Source organism: Legionella geestiana (genome assembly GCF_004571195.1).
GTDB classification, from domain to species: domain Bacteria; phylum Pseudomonadota; class Gammaproteobacteria; order Legionellales; family Legionellaceae; genus Legionella_B; species Legionella_B geestiana.
The window spans coordinates 101,502-117,300 of the sequence record NZ_CP038271.1 but is presented as its reverse complement, the minus strand read 5'-3'; the positions used below and the strand labels follow the sequence as shown (position 1 = coordinate 117,300).

Here is a 15,799-nt window from a genome sequence, read left to right as displayed (position 1 = left end):
GGGGAAGATACTCTAAACCAATTGATGAGCAAGCATTTTTTCTATGCTCATCAAATCACGCTGATTATAAAAAACCTGCAGGAAATCAGCCGTCAATACTGCTTTAAAATAATAGCGCACCAGTTTTTTGCTTTGTAAAACGGCCTGGTATTCGCTCTCTAATTCGGCAAGTCCCTCAAGGTGCATCATGAACAGCTCAATGCGATGCGCTATTGTTGGAGAATGGACTGAACCCTTTAACAAGGATGCATACAGCCACGGCTTTCCCGTTCCGGCTCTTGCAATCATCAAGGCATCAGTGCGTGTGGCACGCCATGCTGCTTCTGCGCTTTCGTAGTCACAAATATCCCCATTCGCAATTACCGGCAGCTTTGTCTGTTGTTTCAAGGCTGCAATCTGCTGAAAATCTACGGGAGTGTCATAATTATCCTGCCAGCGCCTTCCATGAATAATCAACGCATCGGCGCCTGCATCCTCAAGCCTTTTAACAAGCTCGAGGTCTGGCGCCTCTCCCTGAAGGCGGATTTTCACACTCAGTGGACAGCGAATGCTTTTTTTAATGCTCGACACAATCACCGCAAGCGTTTCCGGAGCCTCGAGCAAAGCACTTCCCGCCCCTTTTTTGCGAATTTTGGCCTTTGGACAGCCGCAGTTGATATCAATCATATCTGCACCGAGTGCCTCCAGACGGATGGCGGCCTCTGTCATCAAGCGCGCATCATTTCCAGAAATTTGGTAACAAAGGATACTTTCTTTAAGTGAGCGCCGAAGATAGCGCGACTGGAGTTCATGTTTATGCACGACATCATGCGCTGAGAGCATTTCTGAGACACAGTACGCCGGTGGTTCAAACAGGTAAAAAAGCTCTCTGAAAGGTGCGCAGCTGAATCCCGCCAGCGGCCCTTGAATCAGCCTGCTTTTGAGGGTGAGGCTTCCTATTTTAAAGGGAGTGTTCAGAAAATCACGCATTAAGAGGCTGCCTTAAAAGCGCCCATCCTTTCATGATGGGAAGTGAAAATAGCACTTAAATTCCCTGTGGAGTTAAGACAGGCTCTAGTATACCCTCTTTGGGTATAGGAAGGCGTACTTACAGGGAATTTAACAGATGAAACGAAAATTAACGTGCGCTCTGGCGCTTACCTGCCTGTTATCCATGATTTCAGCTTTCGCGGCCAACCCCTGTATTGACAATCTTGAGGCACACTACGAGCCATGGGCTGATTTTCTCTCGTTATATTCCTGCAATCTCAATGATGAGGACATTGCTCCTGTTAAGGCTTTTGCGAAAAAACACCACGTCATAGGACTTGATTTAGACGATAATCACATTACCGAACGAGGTGCGGCTGTACTGGCAGTCGATACCTCTGTTGCGATTCTCTTTCTCTCCCATAACCCCATTAAAGATGCCGGAGCCATGGCACTCGCACAGAACCCGCATCTTGTTGCTTTATCGCTTGATGCGAGCGAAGTTCATGATGCAGGCATCATAGCGATTGTTCAGAATAAAAACATTCGCCATCTCGGAATTGGTCATGAAAAACTGGGAGTCGATACCGCCCTCGAAATTGCTGCAAATACCTCTCTTGAGGCGCTCAGCATCAGCGGCGATGTATTTGATACACGAGGCATAGGTGCACTTGCAGGAAACAGGAGTCTCACCGAACTTAACTTTTTTGATACTTCCCTGCGCCCTTCTGCGCTGCGGGCCATTGCCACAATGGCACAGCTTCGCAGGTTTTACGTTCAGTGCTCAAACCTCGGAAATCAGAGCGCAGAAGCTATTGCAGGCATGAATCAACTCTCAGAGCTCATTCTCCGTAATACCGGCATTAACGATGAAGGCCTCATGAACGTAGCGCGCCTTCAGGGGCTTAAACGGTTGGTTTTTGCTAATCTTTTGGGGTGCGAGGTGCCGAAGAATCACGCGGGCGTGAAGGGCTTGCGAGCGGTCAGCCTTAATCCCTCACTGTTTGCGGTTACCTTGCAGAACACCGGCATTGATGATGAGGGCGCCATCATTCTTGCGGAGTCTTCTACGCTTGAAATTCTCTTCCTTGATAACAACAGAATTGGTGATGCGGGTGCTCTTGCGCTGTCACAAAACACGAGCCTTTATGGGCTTGGAGTCCGCTATAACCTCATTGGTCAAGCCGGTCGCGAAGCGCTTGCTGCAAATCCCCGCTTGAAATGGCTTGAAATGGAAGGAAACGCGCCAATGAGGCGTTAACCGCCCTACTCACCTGCCCAGCGGCACTGATTATCTGCCATGTCATCACAGACTTTTTTGCAGTTATCGTCCACTTTATCCGGGCAGCGCTTGCTCATGCATTGCGCACTTACCTGCGCCCGGCATGCATCCTGAATATCCTGCTGCGATTGTATAGCAGATTCTGACAGCGATAACGCGACAGATGATGCGACGGAAAACAGCAACCCGAAAGCTATATGCAGATACAATTTTTGCATGTTTACTTATCCGTTTATACAGGTAATCCTGATACTAAAGATAGTCGATGCAAAATACCTTGTCATCCCGACAGCGATGAGTGACCTAACCGTTTAATGCCCACTTATGGGTCTCATTGCGCGACAGCGCTTTTACACCATGGGCTTCGATAAAAGCAACAATGGCCCAACGCGAAAAAGGCCGCCCCTTAAGGGTGTCATCGATTTGAATTACATCATGCCAGCCAGGCTGAAAGGCATCATTCTGAAGTAATTGCCGATAATTGGAGGAAAACATGAATATCGCTTGACCGGGTCGATGGTTCACAAGACTTAAAGTGTCTGCATCACGACCAATACGCAGACCCTGCGTGCTTTCGGCAATCGCAAGTGTGCAGGAACCGGCATCAAAGTGTGGTTTCGCAAGATTTCTTCCCGAGTCAGTCCAGTCGTACTTCAAAAAACGAAGGAGGATATGCGGATTTGTGGTGTCAAAAACACGGTTCACAATACCGGGTGAATGCTTCTCAAAACGCGTCAGCGTCTCGCGGACAGTGGTGGCCGTCGCGTCCCATAGAGGTCGTGCACATTGAATCAAATCCGCAACCACTGGGTTCTCGCATAAAAAATCGGCATAGTGGCTTTCTATCGCTGGATGATAATGAAAAAATTCTTTGTCATCGTTATAGATGTCATCGGTCGCGAGACGGTGTTTATAACCCACATCACCGCGGCGATGCAAAGGTGCAATGCTGAAGTCAATGTGCGTTTTTATGGCTGCTGGTGCTTGCAAAAAACGGAAAAAAGCCGCTACTGCTAAATCAACCGCGCCGTGAGGCACTTTAAAAGGTACGTGCACGTAACACTGCTCTGAAAGCGTGCGAAAAAAAACATCTTTTGACATAGTCTCCCCATGACAAACCTGCCATTTCATGCGGCTCGATGTGGATTAGTATCCATAACTCCTGATGTACAACAGAAAAATTTTATCCAATTTCATAATATAATAACTTCAAAAATCACTCAATCAATATTGTTTAACAATGCGGAAAAATAGCTCGTATAATTCCTGACCCAGGGCGCGCACATATCGCAGGCAAGTCAATAGACTGGTCAAGACTGCTTATTATAGAAACACCAGGCACTCTAAAACACTTTATCTATTATGCTGCGCTGTATTGAGATAAAGAGAGTGATATTCAAGTTTGAAGGTGGTTGCTGCTACAAGGTCATTTGTTACTTCCAAAATGAAATGTAAAGGCAACAGGGTAATTTCTTGCAGGTTATATAGTCACGCATGACTGCCGAAAATTCACAGTTCATCTGGTTTCCGGTAGTGTTATTACAAGAGAACTGGCTTGTACTTGAAAATGGCATGTGCCCCGGCATTATGCATTCATTACAAAAATGGCGCGTTTTTTGTGCAGGTAGTGAGCTATGAAAAGTGTATGTGATGAGGATTTAGTGCGTTCTACCAGCAGCTCTCTTGACTTCAATATGCTTAATCAATAGATTGCTTAGCTTGCCAGCTAACGGAATTAGTTCTAATGGAATATGACAAAATACGTCGAGACCAAGTATCCTTTGATGCACGGTATTTTGAAAAAGAAAAACATAATGGCGTTTCTTATACTTTGAAAGAAACCTTTGATAAAATTCTTTCTCTTAAGCTTTGGGGATCGACAGAATCTGTTTCTGGTGAAGGATCAAGCCATCATGAAACCCGTTTGTTAAACAAGCAATTAAACGAATTACTTACAACATATAAAATCAGGATTTTATTGGATGCACCATGTGGAGATTTGAACTGGATTACTCAACTAAACTTATCCTCCATACGGTATATCGGTATTGACATCGTTGAGAGCCTGATTCAGCAACATACATCTCGATATCAGGATAACGATACGTTCACTTTTTTTCAATCTGATATTACCCGGGATCCACTACCAGCATCTGATCTCATTATGTGTCGGGATGCACTGGTTCATTTTTCCCATGAAGACAGTTTAAAAGCATTAAAAAACTTCAAAAAATCAGGTGCTTCCTGGTTGTTAACTACCACCTTTCCAAAAAGCCATGGTAATACAGATATCACAACAGGTGACTGGTATCCGATAAACCTGGAAAAAGCCCCTTTTAATTTACCAAAACCGTATCAATTAATTGTTGAAGGTTGCCTGCAGAACAACGGCATGTATGAGGATAAGAGTCTTGGGTTATGGCGATTAGAAGATTTGAAAATTTAATGGATGGAAAAAATGGATTCATCAAGCAGAGAACAATTAATACATATCGCTTACTCTTACGTATTGCCCAAAGCATTGCGCGTTGCTGCAAAGCTGAAAATCGCCGATTGTCTGGTGGATGGTCCGCACACGTCAGAACAGTTGGCAAAAAAGCTCAATTTACATGAAAATGCGCTAATGCGCCTGTTGAAGTTGCTGGAAAAACATGCTGTTTTTGCAACAGACTCTTTCGGTCGCTATCAATTAACCCCATTATCAGAATTAATGGTTTCCACGGCACATGAATCCGTTCGCGACTTGCTTGTGTTTAGCCATGATGTATTCAGCACTTGCCTGGATGCCTTGGATTACACACTGGAAACTGGAGAGCCTGGTTGTAAAAAAGCTTTGAATATGGAGTTTTTTCCATATTTGCAATCACAAGCAGGTTATCAGGAACTATTTGATAAAGGCATGTCTAATTATTCAGCATTTGAAGAAGAGACTCTTTCCAGCTGTGTTGATTATTCACAGTATCATACGATTATGGATATTGGATGCGGCCAAGGTGGGTTATTACGGAATATTCTTATCAAAAACTCAGGAATACAGGGTGTTTTTTGTGATCAATCACATGTAATTGAACATACTCAAAAATCCGTTCTAGTTCCGCCAGCAGGTTTTGCAACACGCAGTTTATTTAAACCGTGTGATTTTTTTCAATCTGTTCCATCCGATGCTGATCTTTACATACTGAAACGTGTTCTTCATGACTGGGACGATGAAAATGCCTTGATTATTTTGAATAACATTGCCAATGCCATGTCTATTGATGCTATGCTCATGGTTTTTGAAAGCGTTATCAACGAAAATACGCCGGAATTCAAATTTGTTGAAGATGTATTAATCATGTCGATAACTAAAGGAAGGGAAAGAACGGAGCAACAATTCAGAGATTTGTTTGCGCGCTCCCCCTTCAGAATAGAAGGAATCTACAATAATAATTCGTTGTTAAATTGCATCATTTTGTCCAAAGTTAAATAATGCTGGTTAATGGTATCGGTTTTTGCACATATCTCCAGGTTGGACAATTTTATTTTTTGCTCAAACAGGGCTTTAGTCAGCCAAACAGCAAGACGGACACAGGAAATCGTGAACTCCCTGATGCCGGCAGGCAAATCGCTGGCCTCATTCGCTGCAATGGTCGCTTCAATATCATCCCAGGTTTTGTCTACTATCTTTGGCAGTTCACTACCGCTCATGGATGTTCATCCTGAAAAAATAATGGCGGCAAGGCTAAAATTAAAAGGCGGATGGCTTATTTGCAGAACAAGGAAACCAATGAAACAACGCCATTACCTGGAAATAATTCCAATTATTTCTCACTGTAGTCAAACAGGCACCATAGGTATTTGAAATGCTAATTACGTCACACAAGTCAGAAATGGATGCCCTCACATCATCTGATGCCGGGCTTTGCATCCTTGGCCACAGCTACATTTAATGCCTTGTATTTAATATATTTTTTCAACGGCGTTCTACGGAGCGCAAGAGGAAGAAGCGGAGGAGGACGCGGTATGCGACGGCTCCGGATCAAAGGCATTTTCCACTTCCAACACCTGCATTAAAATAGCTTTTAATGCAGGTATAAATAAGAGATCTGGTGTATGGATAAACTTCTTATCCAAACTCGATAAACAGCTCAGGTCTATCTTAAAACACTGCTCTTGCGATAACGGGATGATAAGCCAAGATTGATCGTCCTTCTGTTGACAATACCAACGGCTAAACTGGAGCATGGCCACCCTCCACTCCTGTGGAATACCAAGCTTACAAGACGGGGACAGCTTGCTTAAAAAATGCATCTCTAAGGGGGTTAAATTGTCAGCACCAGGTGGGCTGATTTTCATATCGGAGGCCAAAATAGCGTCCGATAATGGTAAGGCCATATTTTTAAGCGCATAAACCGCCATCAATAAAGTCAATTGAATGTCCTCCATGTAACTAGCATCCGGCTCAACTATATGTTTGAATTTTATCAATAGTTTTTTGGACTCAGTCAAGCGTGAATCAAATCCATCCTCTCTTTCAAATTTAGTTCGATGCTGTCCTCTTATAAACTGCGTTGCACATTCCTGTGCAACAAACAAAGTGCAACTGTATATTGCGCGAACTGCCCCTGCTTTTGTTCTACATTTAACCGCTATATTGGAATCAAAATGCATGGCCAACAAGTATAATTCCACTTTCAGCAGCATACTGGCGCAATGCAAATACTCGTCACTATCTCCGGAGAACCTTGAGAAACGCTCATTAAATGCCCCTATGGCTGCCGTACATTCACGATAAAATCCCGCTAAAAATTCACCTTTTCTGTATTCTATGGACTCGGCATTACCTTTAGCTAAAGACAGCAGTTGTTCGCTTTTTTTCTGAATTTTGTTCAATAATTTTAACGCTTTTCTCATTTTTTCAAAATCGTGCAACGTCTGAAATGCCGCTTCTGTAATAATGACATTGTCTCCTGGCATCGCTGTTCCCCCTGTCGATAGATGATTTTTTTGGTAAAATTACATACAAATTAATTACAACGCACTAGCCAGCCAATAGCGGTAAAAAGCCAATTTCCAAACTGCCAGGCTTTTTGCCAGATTCCGGATGATAGACACTGACATGATTAGCATTTTCTTCTACAACAGCAAGTAAGGAAGCATGAGTGCCTGAAAAAGCGGATCCGGTGAAGAGAAATGAAGGCAGGTAAATAAAAAGCATATTTTTTATTAACATCTGATATCCTTTCAAAATATTAAACAAGAGAGTCAGTTCTCGAAAGGCAGATTACCCGGAGACAATAAGCTTGTCAATATATATAGCTAACTATATGTATTGCCAGATCTACTAGGATTTTTAATAGCCTACACGACCACAAATAATGGATCTTTTATCAAACCCAAAGGAGTTGTAATGTTAAACTCAAGCCATAATTCAAAAAAAATAAAACCATAAGACATGACAGTGCTACAGAGTCCATGGTTCAAAAATCAGCAAGCTGGTCTTTTCAAGATATCTGATATACATTTATCAATAATGAACAGATGGATTGCGTTAAAACCAGAGGAAAAAATCAAGCTGATAGAACTATGGAATGATAAGCTTCAACTAATAGATAAATTGATGCGCCGTAGCCTTTATCCAGCGGCATTAGAGCCTCATGGCAAAGTACATCCGTCACAATTCTCTGAAGTCTTTAACCCATTAATTAAATAAATGAAGGATTTGAAACTCGAAGTTATTGCACGACTCTATAGCGACATTAATTTTGCCATTAAAAATGGGCATCTTCCGGCTTTTCCCATTCCCTGTGAGGCTAAATTCAATGAAGTTTACAATCGCTACTTTTCTTTGGATGGACATCTTTTTTCTATCGATGCAGGGTATGACTGGCATGAAAATGGTATGTTTATCATGTAATAAACCTTGCCAAAATAATGCCAATGCCAATGCCAAAAGAGGCACCTTCAGATGTGTTGGATATCTCCTCAGAAAGTATGCGACTCAAATAATTTGGTTATAAAAAAATTTATTTTCGGGACATGGTCATGTCAATCATTCTTACACTCACCAAAATACGTCATTTCATGCGACAAGGGCACGTTATGTTTCGCAGTCGGATGGCAGCATGGGTTTCAAGGTTTTTTTGAAGGCCTCAATGCGTTTCCAGACTTCCTCAATGCGCTGGCGAGGAATGTCACCGCTTTCAACCCTGCTCGCAATTATATCAATCAATGCCTCCGGTGTTTGGGGCTTTTCTAAGAGGTTATTGCCGAAAATGAGCATGTCGGCCCCCGCATTAATGGCCATTGTAATGGCGTTTTCCAGCCCATAATGGGCACTGATGGCTTTCATCTGCATGTCATCAGTCATGATAACGCCGTTAAATCCAAGTTTTTTGCGCAGAAGTTCCGTGAGAATGGTGTGCGAAAGAGTGGCAGGAGTCCCGCTTTTATCAAGCTGTCGGTTGACTGCGTGTGCCGACATGATGGCACCGCATCCATCCTTTTCCTGTAACAGTATTCTGTAGGGCGTTAACTCAAGCGACTTCCACGAGTCGGTCACATCGACAAAATCAAGGTGCGAATCAGCCGTTGAACTGCCATGCCCCGGAAAATGTTTATAGACACACTGGATGCCGTTATTGCGCAATGCCTTTGCATACAAGTGAGCAAACATTGCCACGTCATTCGGATCTTTTGAAAAGCTGCGTTCAAGCCTGCCTATGATGGGATTATTCGGATTCACATCGACATCTACCACCGGCATCAAATTCAGGTTGAATCCTGCCTCCTTCAAAACATCTGCCATGGTGTTTGCCGCAGCCTTTGCAGAGGTTTTACCGCTTTGTCCAACCGCTTTGGCTGGTGGAACCTCAGGGAAACCATACACAGGATTCAGGCGATTCACCTGACCGCCTTCATAGTCAATCGAGATAATCAATGGCAGTAAGGGACGCCTATGGGCAAGGCTCGCGGCTGTGGCAGCACATTGCAAATCATGGTTCAAACGCTTGACCTGTTCCTGGCTTTCAATGTTTTTGCCGCGCCGTTTAGTCCTCACATCAACATCAAATAGAATCACACCGCCAAGGTTATCGTTTTGAATGTCCTTAACGATTTGAGAATCACGGCTTACTGTTTTGCCATCAAATCCGATAATCAACATCTGGCCGATTTTATCGCGCAGACTCAGCTGTGCATACATGTTCGAACTGAATAAGGCTAATGCACAAAAAATCATCAAAAGACGCTTCATGCTTGGCTCAATAGGATGTTCTATGTCTGTTAACTATAGCTCTGTATTATGCTTTATGAGAAAAAAGCATTCAAAAGCGTGATTACCAGAGGCTTCAGTACCTGTGAGCCATAGGGCACGAAAGCAGGCTGTCCATCGCTCGAATGAGGTAAGACCACCGCCCTGTCTGTTAAATTGCTGACAAAAATAAAGCGCCTGTTACCTTTTTCTACAAAGCCTATAAACCAGCCATCCCGTAACTGAGAGGGGTTTGGCAAGCGCTCATTCCGTCCGTTACGACCTGCGCCAGTTTTTCCGTAAAGCCGTTCTCCATTAACAAGCGTTCCAAGGTACATGTTATCAATGGTGTTTTTTACCGCTCTCGGCGATACTTTCAATGAGCCATTCACCATGTTTTTCAGAAAATCCATCTGTTCCATGGCAGAAATTTTTAAGCTGCTACTGAGCCAGGCGTGCGTCAGACCATTGTGCATGCCAGCATCGCCTGAGAAATCACGGTTACCGTAGTGAAAAGCATTAAGGTAGTGTTGAATGGTCTTAAGCCCCATTTGCCTTGTCAGCTGTTGCGTGACCCACACCACAGAATACTGCAGCCATGAATGCGGCGTCTGATTACGATTCCACTCCTGAAGCCCCTCCTGTACACCATCCCATTTAAACACCGATTTTTGAGTAATGATTCCTTTATCAAAAGCCATCAGAGATGCTGCTATTTTGAAGGTGGAATCCGGTGAGAGGCGGGTATTGCAGTAATTTTCAGGATTGTACGCAGTGACAAGGCGTTTTTCATCAACACTGTAGAGGAGAAAACAGGCGCGATATGACCCGAGAAGGCGTTTAAACTCCTTATCGGGTATGTTTGCACACAGTGCTGTAGATGCACAGAGCATCAACAATATCGCTTTTATGATGCGCATTTTTTACGCTAACCCAAGGCTCGAAAAAAACAGCAGATACATTGCCAGAAAAATCAGTGACAGCAGCGTGAGCAGCATGCCAACCGTTCGCCCACCGCGGTGGCGGTACTGACTGAGGTGCTCACGTATTACGCCAAAGGCATGAAGAAAACGGCCGAGTGAAAAGCCCACGCAAAGCACAATTGTTGCCGTCATCGACAACCCCTGTGACGCCGCCATCAGCATCAGCACCAGAAAGAGCGGAACATATTCTGCAAAATTCGCGTGCGCACGAATACGGCTCAGTAAAACGATATCACCGCCATCTTTGAAAGGGATACGTGCGGCTTTTCGACGCGCAATAACAAATCCCGTCAAAAACACATAAAAAAGGGTTAAGAGGCCTGCGGTTACGGCAATTACCTGGTATTGATTGATCATGATTCTCATCCTGAAAAAGTTCACTTCATCCCTGCAGCGCGAATCGCTTAAGGACCGTATACGCTGATTTTCCTTCCAGAGACGTGCTCTGATAAAGCATTATCTCCCGCACCATGATACGCGTGTCAATCATTGGTGCTTTAAACGGGTCTAAAAACGGCTGCAGCCGCGTCCAGTCGTGAATCTTTCCAAGCGTGATATGCCCCTGAAAGGGTCTCAACTCTGGCGCGATGCCCAAAGCCTCAAGCATTAATGCCAATGCTGACACCAGTGCTGAGAGCTCGCTCGAGGCTACCGGGAGGACGAGATGGGTGGGTTCGCGCGCTGAGGGAAACGGGGCAGGACCTTGAAGCGGCAGCGAGAAAACTGCCGTTTTCGCTGCCAGCATTTCAACCTCTTTGATAAGCTCGCATAACTTTTCTGATGGAAAAGCCGCGATAAACTGCAGGGTCACATGCAGGTTTTTAGCATCCGTGAGACGCATTAAGTTAGAGGGCACACAAAGGCCAAGTCTCTTTAACAGCGCTTCAATAGGCGTAATACAGGTATTTATCCCTAAAAAAATACGTATCCCTTCAGCCAAAATGCCTCCTTTTTACCGGCGCATCGCGCAAGAAAATCTGCGTAAAATAGAGTTTTCCACGGCTGTCACGCACAATACCCACGCCCGTTTTATTGAAGTTTCCGGCGATGTTGCGACGATGCCCGGGACTTGTCAACCAATTGCGCACAACATCCCTTGCATCCTTATAATTGTATGCAACATTTTCTGAGCCGCCCATCGGCATTTTTGCAGTTTTGTAGATGCGCGCAATACGCTGACCAAAGCCAGTATGTCCAAAAGGAACCTTGTGGTTGGCCATTTCTCGGCTGTGAGCAAGCGCTTCCCTCGACATGCTCTCATCCATGACGAGCAATTGAAGATGGTGCGCCGCACGCCAGGCATTTACCTCTCGCAGCACATCCTGCGCCATATTTGCTTCGCGATTATCAGCCGCAAGTGCCGTAAAACTAAAAAGTGTAACCAAAAATCCAACAACCAAAGCACGCATGGAACCTCCACCGGGTAGTGTGTTAACTGCTTCAAGATTCATAGGAACATCCTGCATCATTCCTTAAGGGTCTTTCGACTTCAGAGGAGCTTGACGCCTGCATCCGGGGGGGCTCGGAACGCGAAAAAAAGCCTTGTGTATTCGAATGCTGTTGAATGTTTCGCTCGCAAAGAAGTGCAAGTGACGGTATGCCCTCAACGTTAATCCACTTTTTTTGGCTTGTCAGATGAGCGGCATGTTCGATACCATTTTCCTGCAGCGTTTTCACAAAAGCCTGTAAATAACAATCAAACCATACTTCTGCCTCTCTTAGTGCAGATTTTGCAAGGATGGCCGTGTGATTTCGCGTTAACCTGCTGAATACAACTGACTCTTCTTCCATGCATCGTATTTCATCTGTACTAAAAACCATATTCAGCGCATCACGTTTCGGTAAGCCCTTTTGTATACCCTGCTGATTAAGTGACTCACAGTATTGATGATGTTTCGCAGTATATGTTTCTTTTGTCTTCGCTAAAATAATAAAATCCTTCCATAACATAAAGAAACTATACGCAGCGTGCATATAGTCAGCATGTGTATGCAGTGCTTGATCAGTCAAGCCTTGTAAAAAATGGCGCATTACTGGTGAGTTGTTAACCATCATGGCCATTAGCACGGCCATTAATTCCAAGGGCCTGTCAGTGGTCTGTCTGAATGCGCCTGTTAAAAAGCCTTTGCTCACGCGTTTAGAGTCAGGGATATCCTCCAGCCGAACATGCGCTTTCAGCTCGGTAGCCAGAGGCAGGCACGGCATTCGAGGCGTTTTCGGAATTCTGCTGAACATATTCGTCAGCGGCGCAAAAACCGCCCACTCAGGCATGTCATCATATCCACGCAACAGATCTTCCCACTGATTGGGATTTTGGAACTTAAAGGGTCGGAAACGCGTCCATCGGTAGGTGCCGACAGCCTGTGGCAGGTTGTCGTGCTCCATATTTCCCGTGCGTGCCAGTAATAACTGAAAAATGGATACGCTCGCCTGCAGCGCTTCTGGCGTTAAGCTGGTATCTGGATTTATAAACGTTGAATGAATTTCATCAAGCGTTTCCTGCGAGTACGTAGCGCCATGATTAAGCAGCGCTTCTACATTTTCAACGTCATAACTGCGCACATTAACATCCAGTAATCTACGCATGAGTCTACTGTCTAAATTTACATTTTGTTCACGAGCGACCTCGAGCAGCTTTTTCAGAAAAAAGGATGGAACCGGATAATCGATAACATCATGTATATCACTTCTAAGTGCGAGATTTTCAGAAAGCTTCACGCGTATCCAGACTTCCTCCTGAAAACCGTAATTAACTGACGGATACATGTGTGGGCGTAGCTCACAAAGCGGAATTTCTTTAGGAAGTTCCAGTACATATACTTGAGCACGGGCGACGTTTTCCGCTTCTTGCAGTGCATTAACCACGAGGCGGTCACTGGCCAGTTGTGACCCGGTCTTTCCATGTGAATCAGCGAATAAGGGGTTTGCGCCTTCCCTAAGTAACCGCATGACGGTAAAGTAATCATTTGCCTTTGCAGCTTCATGCAGGGGGTAAATAACATCATGAGATTTTTCAACTTTTTCCAGCATGCTTTGCTCCAATACACCGGTCATACGGACTTAAATGGCTTTGCATTATATTTTATGTATTTATTTTATTCAATCATGGAGGGTGCTATTGTTTTAAGGCTTGTCCATCGGTTTCAGAATATGGCAAGCTCTACCATAGATAATGAAGCGACACACGGATGAGGTCTGCATGCGATTTTTTTTTAGAATTGGTTTACTGTCGCAGCAGCTGATTCGCTCTCTGGTGCTTTTTTTTGGATTTCTTGGGCACCTTGGTTCTGCATTTCGCGATTTTTTATTACTGCGCATCACTGTCTCTCTGATGGCCATCCAAAAAATAATTTATCACTCCGGCGCAAAAATTATTATGCCGCTGTCTATTATCAGCCTGCTTGCCGGCATGTCGGCATCTATCAGTGCCCGTTCCCTTCTGGCACGCTACAACCTTCAGCGCCAGGCGATGGCGTACGCTCAGGCAATGCTGATTAATGACATGCTGCCAATTTTTATTGGCCTTGTGCTCTCCGTACAGACCGCGCTGAATGCGATTGATGAAACCGCTCGTATCATGCGCCAGCAAAGAACGCCTGATGATGTCATGACCGAATATGTTCTACCCACCCTCTTTGGCGTGATGCTGACGGCTCTGTTACTCTATATCTATTTATTTGCGATTTCGTTCACCAGTCTTTACTATTCGTTTCATTATTTGCAGGGAACGAATTTCGATGAGTATCTTGCGCATCTTGATAATTCTTTTTCGCTGGCGGAATACTTAATTTCACTGGCTAAAACACTCTTTTTTGGCGCAATCGCGGCGTTTGGAGCCTGCTACTACTACTATTACGTATCTATCTATCGCACGCAGCAGCGGCGCGTGGTATCCCGTATATTGACTCGCTCTGCGTTCTGGATGATAGTAATGGCTGCACTCATAAAATTTATGGTCGTCTAAACACCCATGCGCAGGGAACGCTACCATACTACTACAGGGCTTTTTGTCGCGGGAGCGCTTACGCTTTTGCTGGTAGGCTCCGCCCTCTTTTATCATATTGCCCTTCAAGCGCGTGAACAAACCTTTGTACTACTTTTTAAAGGCTCTTTGAGAGGACTTGAGGCAACAGCTCCGGTCAAATACCGTGGTGTAAAAATTGGCGAAGTCAGCGCCATTGAAATCACTGAAAACATTGAGCGGCACAAGGTGGAAATTCCAGTATATGTACGATTTTTTGTGAAGAAAAAACTGGGATTTTCGCAAGACCCGATTCAACTCCTTATCCGCAGCGGTTTTGTCGCCGATTTATCCAAGCCTAATTTCCTGTCTGGGCTTGCAGATATCGAGCTCGTCAAAAATCCACCGCCGCGTCCCAAGTACGAAAAAACCTACTATTACGGCTATCCGGTATTCCCAACCCGTAACACAACAGAAAAATACACCACGCTGGATGAAGCGCTTACAGCTGCTAAAGAAACCCTTGAAGCCATTCAGAAACTGGTTTCCTCCGCTGAGGTACGTGACACCATCAATGCTGCGCGCCTGATGGCAGACAGCTTAAGCGCGCTCAGCACCGACATGCAGGCATCCCTTCCCGCGGTTATTAGAACGTTTACGCAAAGCCTGGACCGAATTTCATCGGCCGCCTATTCCACCCAGACATTGACAGATTATCTGTCGCGCAATCCAGAAGCATTAATCAGGGGCAAGCGATGAAAAAAACAGGTATTTTATCGTTTTTTCTTCTCACCATCCTCCTCTCGGCCTGCTCACGCAGTCCGGAAAGCAGTTTTTACCTGCTAAATCCCCTGCCAACGGATACCCGCCCCATCAAGCGTTATCCTCTGCGTCTGGCTTTTGATTCCCTTACTACACCCGCATATTCTGACAGGGCACAAATGGTGTTAAAAAGAGGAGCCCATTCCGTAAGCGTCGAAGAATATCATCGTTGGGCGGAATCGCTTGATAAAAATGTGCAAAGCGTGCTCATTACCAATATCAGCACCCTTTTGCCCGGCATTATTATCCAAACCGCTCCGTGGCTTCCTCCCTTCCATCCTGACGCGCACCTTGAAGTTAATATTTCCAATATTGAACTGGCCGTTTCCGGTAAAAGCCGCCTGCGCGCGCAGTATGTGGTCTATTCAGGGGATACACTTTTTAGCAAGCGGGCTGTGGAATATGTTGCAGGTGCGCCTCCTGATGACATCAATGCGCTGGTCAGTGCTCTAAATGCCAACCTGAATCGTTTATCAGTTGATATTGCACGGACAATTTCCAGAATGCCTGTTGCGCTATCTGAAAAATAAGTTAAACTGAGCCGCTGACAG

The 15,799-nt window shown here is 44.8% G+C and carries 20 protein-coding genes; 8 read left to right on the top strand and 12 right to left on the bottom strand.

Annotated elements, in window-relative coordinates:
* Nucleotides 1–12: 12 nt before the first annotated feature.
* The gene (locus E4T54_RS00565; RefSeq protein WP_028387231.1) at nt 13–969 is read right to left on the bottom strand and encodes a tRNA dihydrouridine synthase; all 957 of its coding nucleotides are present in this window, start codon (nt 967–969) and stop codon (nt 13–15) included.
* Between the two features lie 136 nt (nt 970–1,105).
* Between E4T54_RS00565 and E4T54_RS00560 the strand changes: the two genes are divergently transcribed.
* The gene (locus E4T54_RS00560) at nt 1,106–2,230 is read left to right on the top strand and encodes a leucine-rich repeat domain-containing protein (RefSeq protein ID WP_028387230.1); all 1,125 of its coding nucleotides are present in this window, start codon (nt 1,106–1,108) and stop codon (nt 2,228–2,230) included.
* Nucleotides 2,231–2,235: 5 nt separating this feature from the next.
* On the opposite strand, the gene E4T54_RS00555 is transcribed toward E4T54_RS00560, so the two are convergent.
* Together E4T54_RS00555 and E4T54_RS00550 are read right to left on the bottom strand one after the other, a co-directional pair.
* Nucleotides 2,236–2,469: a hypothetical protein gene (locus E4T54_RS00555; RefSeq protein WP_028387229.1), complete on the bottom strand. Its 234-nt coding sequence runs from the start codon at nt 2,467–2,469 to the stop codon at nt 2,236–2,238.
* A gap of 85 nt (nt 2,470–2,554) precedes the next feature.
* Nucleotides 2,555–3,352, bottom strand: coding sequence for a hypothetical protein (locus tag E4T54_RS00550; protein ID WP_028387228.1), 798 nt, complete (start codon nt 3,350–3,352; stop codon nt 2,555–2,557).
* Nucleotides 3,353–3,995: 643 nt separating this feature from the next.
* On the opposite strand from E4T54_RS00550, the gene E4T54_RS00545 reads away from it, so the two are divergent.
* Nucleotides 3,996–4,697, top strand: a complete 702-nt coding sequence (locus E4T54_RS00545) for a class I SAM-dependent methyltransferase (RefSeq protein ID WP_035903662.1) — start codon at nt 3,996–3,998, stop codon at nt 4,695–4,697.
* A 3-nt stretch (nt 4,698–4,700) separates the two neighbouring features.
* Nucleotides 4,701–5,720, top strand: a complete 1,020-nt coding sequence (locus E4T54_RS00540) for a methyltransferase (RefSeq protein WP_028387227.1) — start codon at nt 4,701–4,703, stop codon at nt 5,718–5,720.
* Here E4T54_RS00540 and E4T54_RS00535 read toward each other — a convergent pair.
* From E4T54_RS00535 to E4T54_RS00525, 3 genes are all read right to left on the bottom strand, one after another.
* Nucleotides 5,669–5,938 (bottom strand): hypothetical protein, encoded by a 270-nt coding sequence (locus tag E4T54_RS00535; RefSeq protein ID WP_081776814.1) that lies wholly within the window; start codon nt 5,936–5,938, stop codon nt 5,669–5,671. The genes E4T54_RS00540 and E4T54_RS00535 overlap by 52 nt on opposite strands.
* Before the next feature lie 276 nt (nt 5,939–6,214).
* Entirely contained in the window at nt 6,215–7,207 is a 993-nt protein-coding gene (locus tag E4T54_RS00530; protein ID WP_028387226.1) for a hypothetical protein, read from the bottom strand.
* A 64-nt stretch (nt 7,208–7,271) separates the two neighbouring features.
* Nucleotides 7,272–7,463 (bottom strand): hypothetical protein, encoded by a 192-nt coding sequence (locus tag E4T54_RS00525; protein WP_028387225.1) that lies wholly within the window; start codon nt 7,461–7,463, stop codon nt 7,272–7,274.
* A 222-nt stretch (nt 7,464–7,685) separates the two neighbouring features.
* Here E4T54_RS00525 and E4T54_RS00520 point away from each other — a divergent pair, with 222 nt between their 5' ends.
* Nucleotides 7,686–7,943, top strand: coding sequence for a hypothetical protein (locus tag E4T54_RS00520; RefSeq protein ID WP_028387224.1), 258 nt, complete (start codon nt 7,686–7,688; stop codon nt 7,941–7,943).
* A complete protein-coding gene (locus E4T54_RS00515) occupies nt 7,944–8,147 on the top strand; it encodes a hypothetical protein (RefSeq protein WP_028387223.1) in 204 nt (67 codons plus the stop codon).
* Between the two features lie 183 nt (nt 8,148–8,330).
* Here E4T54_RS00515 and E4T54_RS00510 read toward each other — a convergent pair whose 3' ends face one another.
* Genes E4T54_RS00510 through E4T54_RS00485 form a run of 6 tightly spaced genes read right to left on the bottom strand, consistent with a single transcriptional unit; the run spans nt 8,331 to nt 13,495 of the window.
* Nucleotides 8,331–9,485 carry a glycoside hydrolase family 3 protein gene (locus E4T54_RS00510; protein WP_028387222.1) on the bottom strand — a complete coding sequence of 385 codons (1,155 nt, stop codon included), beginning with the start codon at nt 9,483–9,485 and terminating at the stop codon, nt 8,331–8,333.
* Nucleotides 9,486–9,538: 53 nt separating this feature from the next.
* Nucleotides 9,539–10,402, bottom strand: coding sequence for a penicillin-binding transpeptidase domain-containing protein (locus E4T54_RS00505; RefSeq protein ID WP_028387221.1), 864 nt, complete (start codon nt 10,400–10,402; stop codon nt 9,539–9,541).
* A 3-nt stretch (nt 10,403–10,405) separates the two neighbouring features.
* The gene (locus tag E4T54_RS00500) at nt 10,406–10,822 is read right to left on the bottom strand and encodes an MAPEG family protein (RefSeq protein ID WP_051551040.1); all 417 of its coding nucleotides are present in this window, start codon (nt 10,820–10,822) and stop codon (nt 10,406–10,408) included.
* Between the two features lie 25 nt (nt 10,823–10,847).
* Nucleotides 10,848–11,405 (bottom strand): RNA 2',3'-cyclic phosphodiesterase, encoded by a 558-nt coding sequence (thpR, locus tag E4T54_RS00495; protein WP_051551039.1) that lies wholly within the window; start codon nt 11,403–11,405, stop codon nt 10,848–10,850.
* Nucleotides 11,398–11,916 (bottom strand): CAP domain-containing protein, encoded by a 519-nt coding sequence (locus tag E4T54_RS00490; protein ID WP_238582765.1) that lies wholly within the window; start codon nt 11,914–11,916, stop codon nt 11,398–11,400. Before E4T54_RS00490 ends, thpR begins: the two co-directional genes overlap by 8 nt.
* The gene (locus E4T54_RS00485) at nt 11,906–13,495 is read right to left on the bottom strand and encodes an ankyrin repeat domain-containing protein (protein WP_131793724.1); all 1,590 of its coding nucleotides are present in this window, start codon (nt 13,493–13,495) and stop codon (nt 11,906–11,908) included. The genes E4T54_RS00490 and E4T54_RS00485 overlap by 11 nt, the downstream gene beginning before the upstream one ends.
* A 169-nt stretch (nt 13,496–13,664) precedes the next feature.
* On the opposite strand from E4T54_RS00485, the gene E4T54_RS00480 reads away from it, so the two are divergent.
* Genes E4T54_RS00480 through E4T54_RS00470 form a run of 3 tightly spaced genes read left to right on the top strand, consistent with a single transcriptional unit; the run spans nt 13,665 to nt 15,778 of the window.
* Nucleotides 13,665–14,429 carry an ABC transporter permease gene (locus tag E4T54_RS00480; RefSeq protein ID WP_051551038.1) on the top strand — a complete coding sequence of 255 codons (765 nt, stop codon included), beginning with the start codon at nt 13,665–13,667 and terminating at the stop codon, nt 14,427–14,429.
* A 6-nt stretch (nt 14,430–14,435) separates the two neighbouring features.
* The gene (locus E4T54_RS00475) at nt 14,436–15,185 is read left to right on the top strand and encodes an MlaD family protein (protein WP_051551037.1); all 750 of its coding nucleotides are present in this window, start codon (nt 14,436–14,438) and stop codon (nt 15,183–15,185) included.
* Complete coding sequence (locus E4T54_RS00470) at nt 15,182–15,778, top strand: PqiC family protein (RefSeq protein WP_051551036.1); 597 nt, start codon at nt 15,182–15,184, stop codon at nt 15,776–15,778. Before E4T54_RS00475 ends, E4T54_RS00470 begins: the two co-directional genes overlap by 4 nt.
* Nucleotides 15,779–15,799: the final 21 nt, after the last annotated feature.

What these genes read in the sequence shown, in the direction of transcription:
- E4T54_RS00555 (WP_028387229.1), bottom strand. Translation starts at nt 2,469, where the DNA reads ATGCAAAAATTGTATCTGCATATAGCTTTCGGGTTGCTGTTTTCCGTC.
- E4T54_RS00540 (WP_028387227.1), top strand. Translation starts at nt 4,701, where the DNA reads ATGGAAAAAATGGATTCATCAAGCAGAGAACAATTAATACATATCGCT.
- E4T54_RS00470 (WP_051551036.1), top strand. Translation starts at nt 15,182, where the DNA reads ATGAAAAAAACAGGTATTTTATCGTTTTTTCTTCTCACCATCCTCCTC.
- E4T54_RS00490 (WP_238582765.1), bottom strand. Translation starts at nt 11,916, where the DNA reads ATGAATCTTGAAGCAGTTAACACACTACCCGGTGGAGGTTCCATGCGT.
- E4T54_RS00485 (WP_131793724.1), bottom strand. Translation starts at nt 13,495, where the DNA reads ATGCTGGAAAAAGTTGAAAAATCTCATGATGTTATTTACCCCCTGCAT.
- E4T54_RS00535 (WP_081776814.1), bottom strand. Translation starts at nt 5,938, where the DNA reads ATGAGCGGTAGTGAACTGCCAAAGATAGTAGACAAAACCTGGGATGAT.
- E4T54_RS00565 (WP_028387231.1), bottom strand. Translation starts at nt 969, where the DNA reads ATGCGTGATTTTCTGAACACTCCCTTTAAAATAGGAAGCCTCACCCTC.
- E4T54_RS00505 (WP_028387221.1), bottom strand. Translation starts at nt 10,402, where the DNA reads ATGCGCATCATAAAAGCGATATTGTTGATGCTCTGTGCATCTACAGCA.
- E4T54_RS00515 (WP_028387223.1), top strand. Translation starts at nt 7,944, where the DNA reads ATGAAGGATTTGAAACTCGAAGTTATTGCACGACTCTATAGCGACATT.
- E4T54_RS00475 (WP_051551037.1), top strand. Translation starts at nt 14,436, where the DNA reads ATGCGCAGGGAACGCTACCATACTACTACAGGGCTTTTTGTCGCGGGA.
- E4T54_RS00520 (WP_028387224.1), top strand. Translation starts at nt 7,686, where the DNA reads ATGACAGTGCTACAGAGTCCATGGTTCAAAAATCAGCAAGCTGGTCTT.
- E4T54_RS00560 (WP_028387230.1), top strand. Translation starts at nt 1,106, where the DNA reads ATGAAACGAAAATTAACGTGCGCTCTGGCGCTTACCTGCCTGTTATCC.
- E4T54_RS00545 (WP_035903662.1), top strand. Translation starts at nt 3,996, where the DNA reads ATGGAATATGACAAAATACGTCGAGACCAAGTATCCTTTGATGCACGG.
- E4T54_RS00510 (WP_028387222.1), bottom strand. Translation starts at nt 9,485, where the DNA reads ATGAAGCGTCTTTTGATGATTTTTTGTGCATTAGCCTTATTCAGTTCG.
- E4T54_RS00550 (WP_028387228.1), bottom strand. Translation starts at nt 3,352, where the DNA reads ATGTCAAAAGATGTTTTTTTTCGCACGCTTTCAGAGCAGTGTTACGTG.
- E4T54_RS00530 (WP_028387226.1), bottom strand. Translation starts at nt 7,207, where the DNA reads ATGCCAGGAGACAATGTCATTATTACAGAAGCGGCATTTCAGACGTTG.
- E4T54_RS00525 (WP_028387225.1), bottom strand. Translation starts at nt 7,463, where the DNA reads ATGTTAATAAAAAATATGCTTTTTATTTACCTGCCTTCATTTCTCTTC.
- E4T54_RS00500 (WP_051551040.1), bottom strand. Translation starts at nt 10,822, where the DNA reads ATGATCAATCAATACCAGGTAATTGCCGTAACCGCAGGCCTCTTAACC.
- E4T54_RS00480 (WP_051551038.1), top strand. Translation starts at nt 13,665, where the DNA reads ATGCGATTTTTTTTTAGAATTGGTTTACTGTCGCAGCAGCTGATTCGC.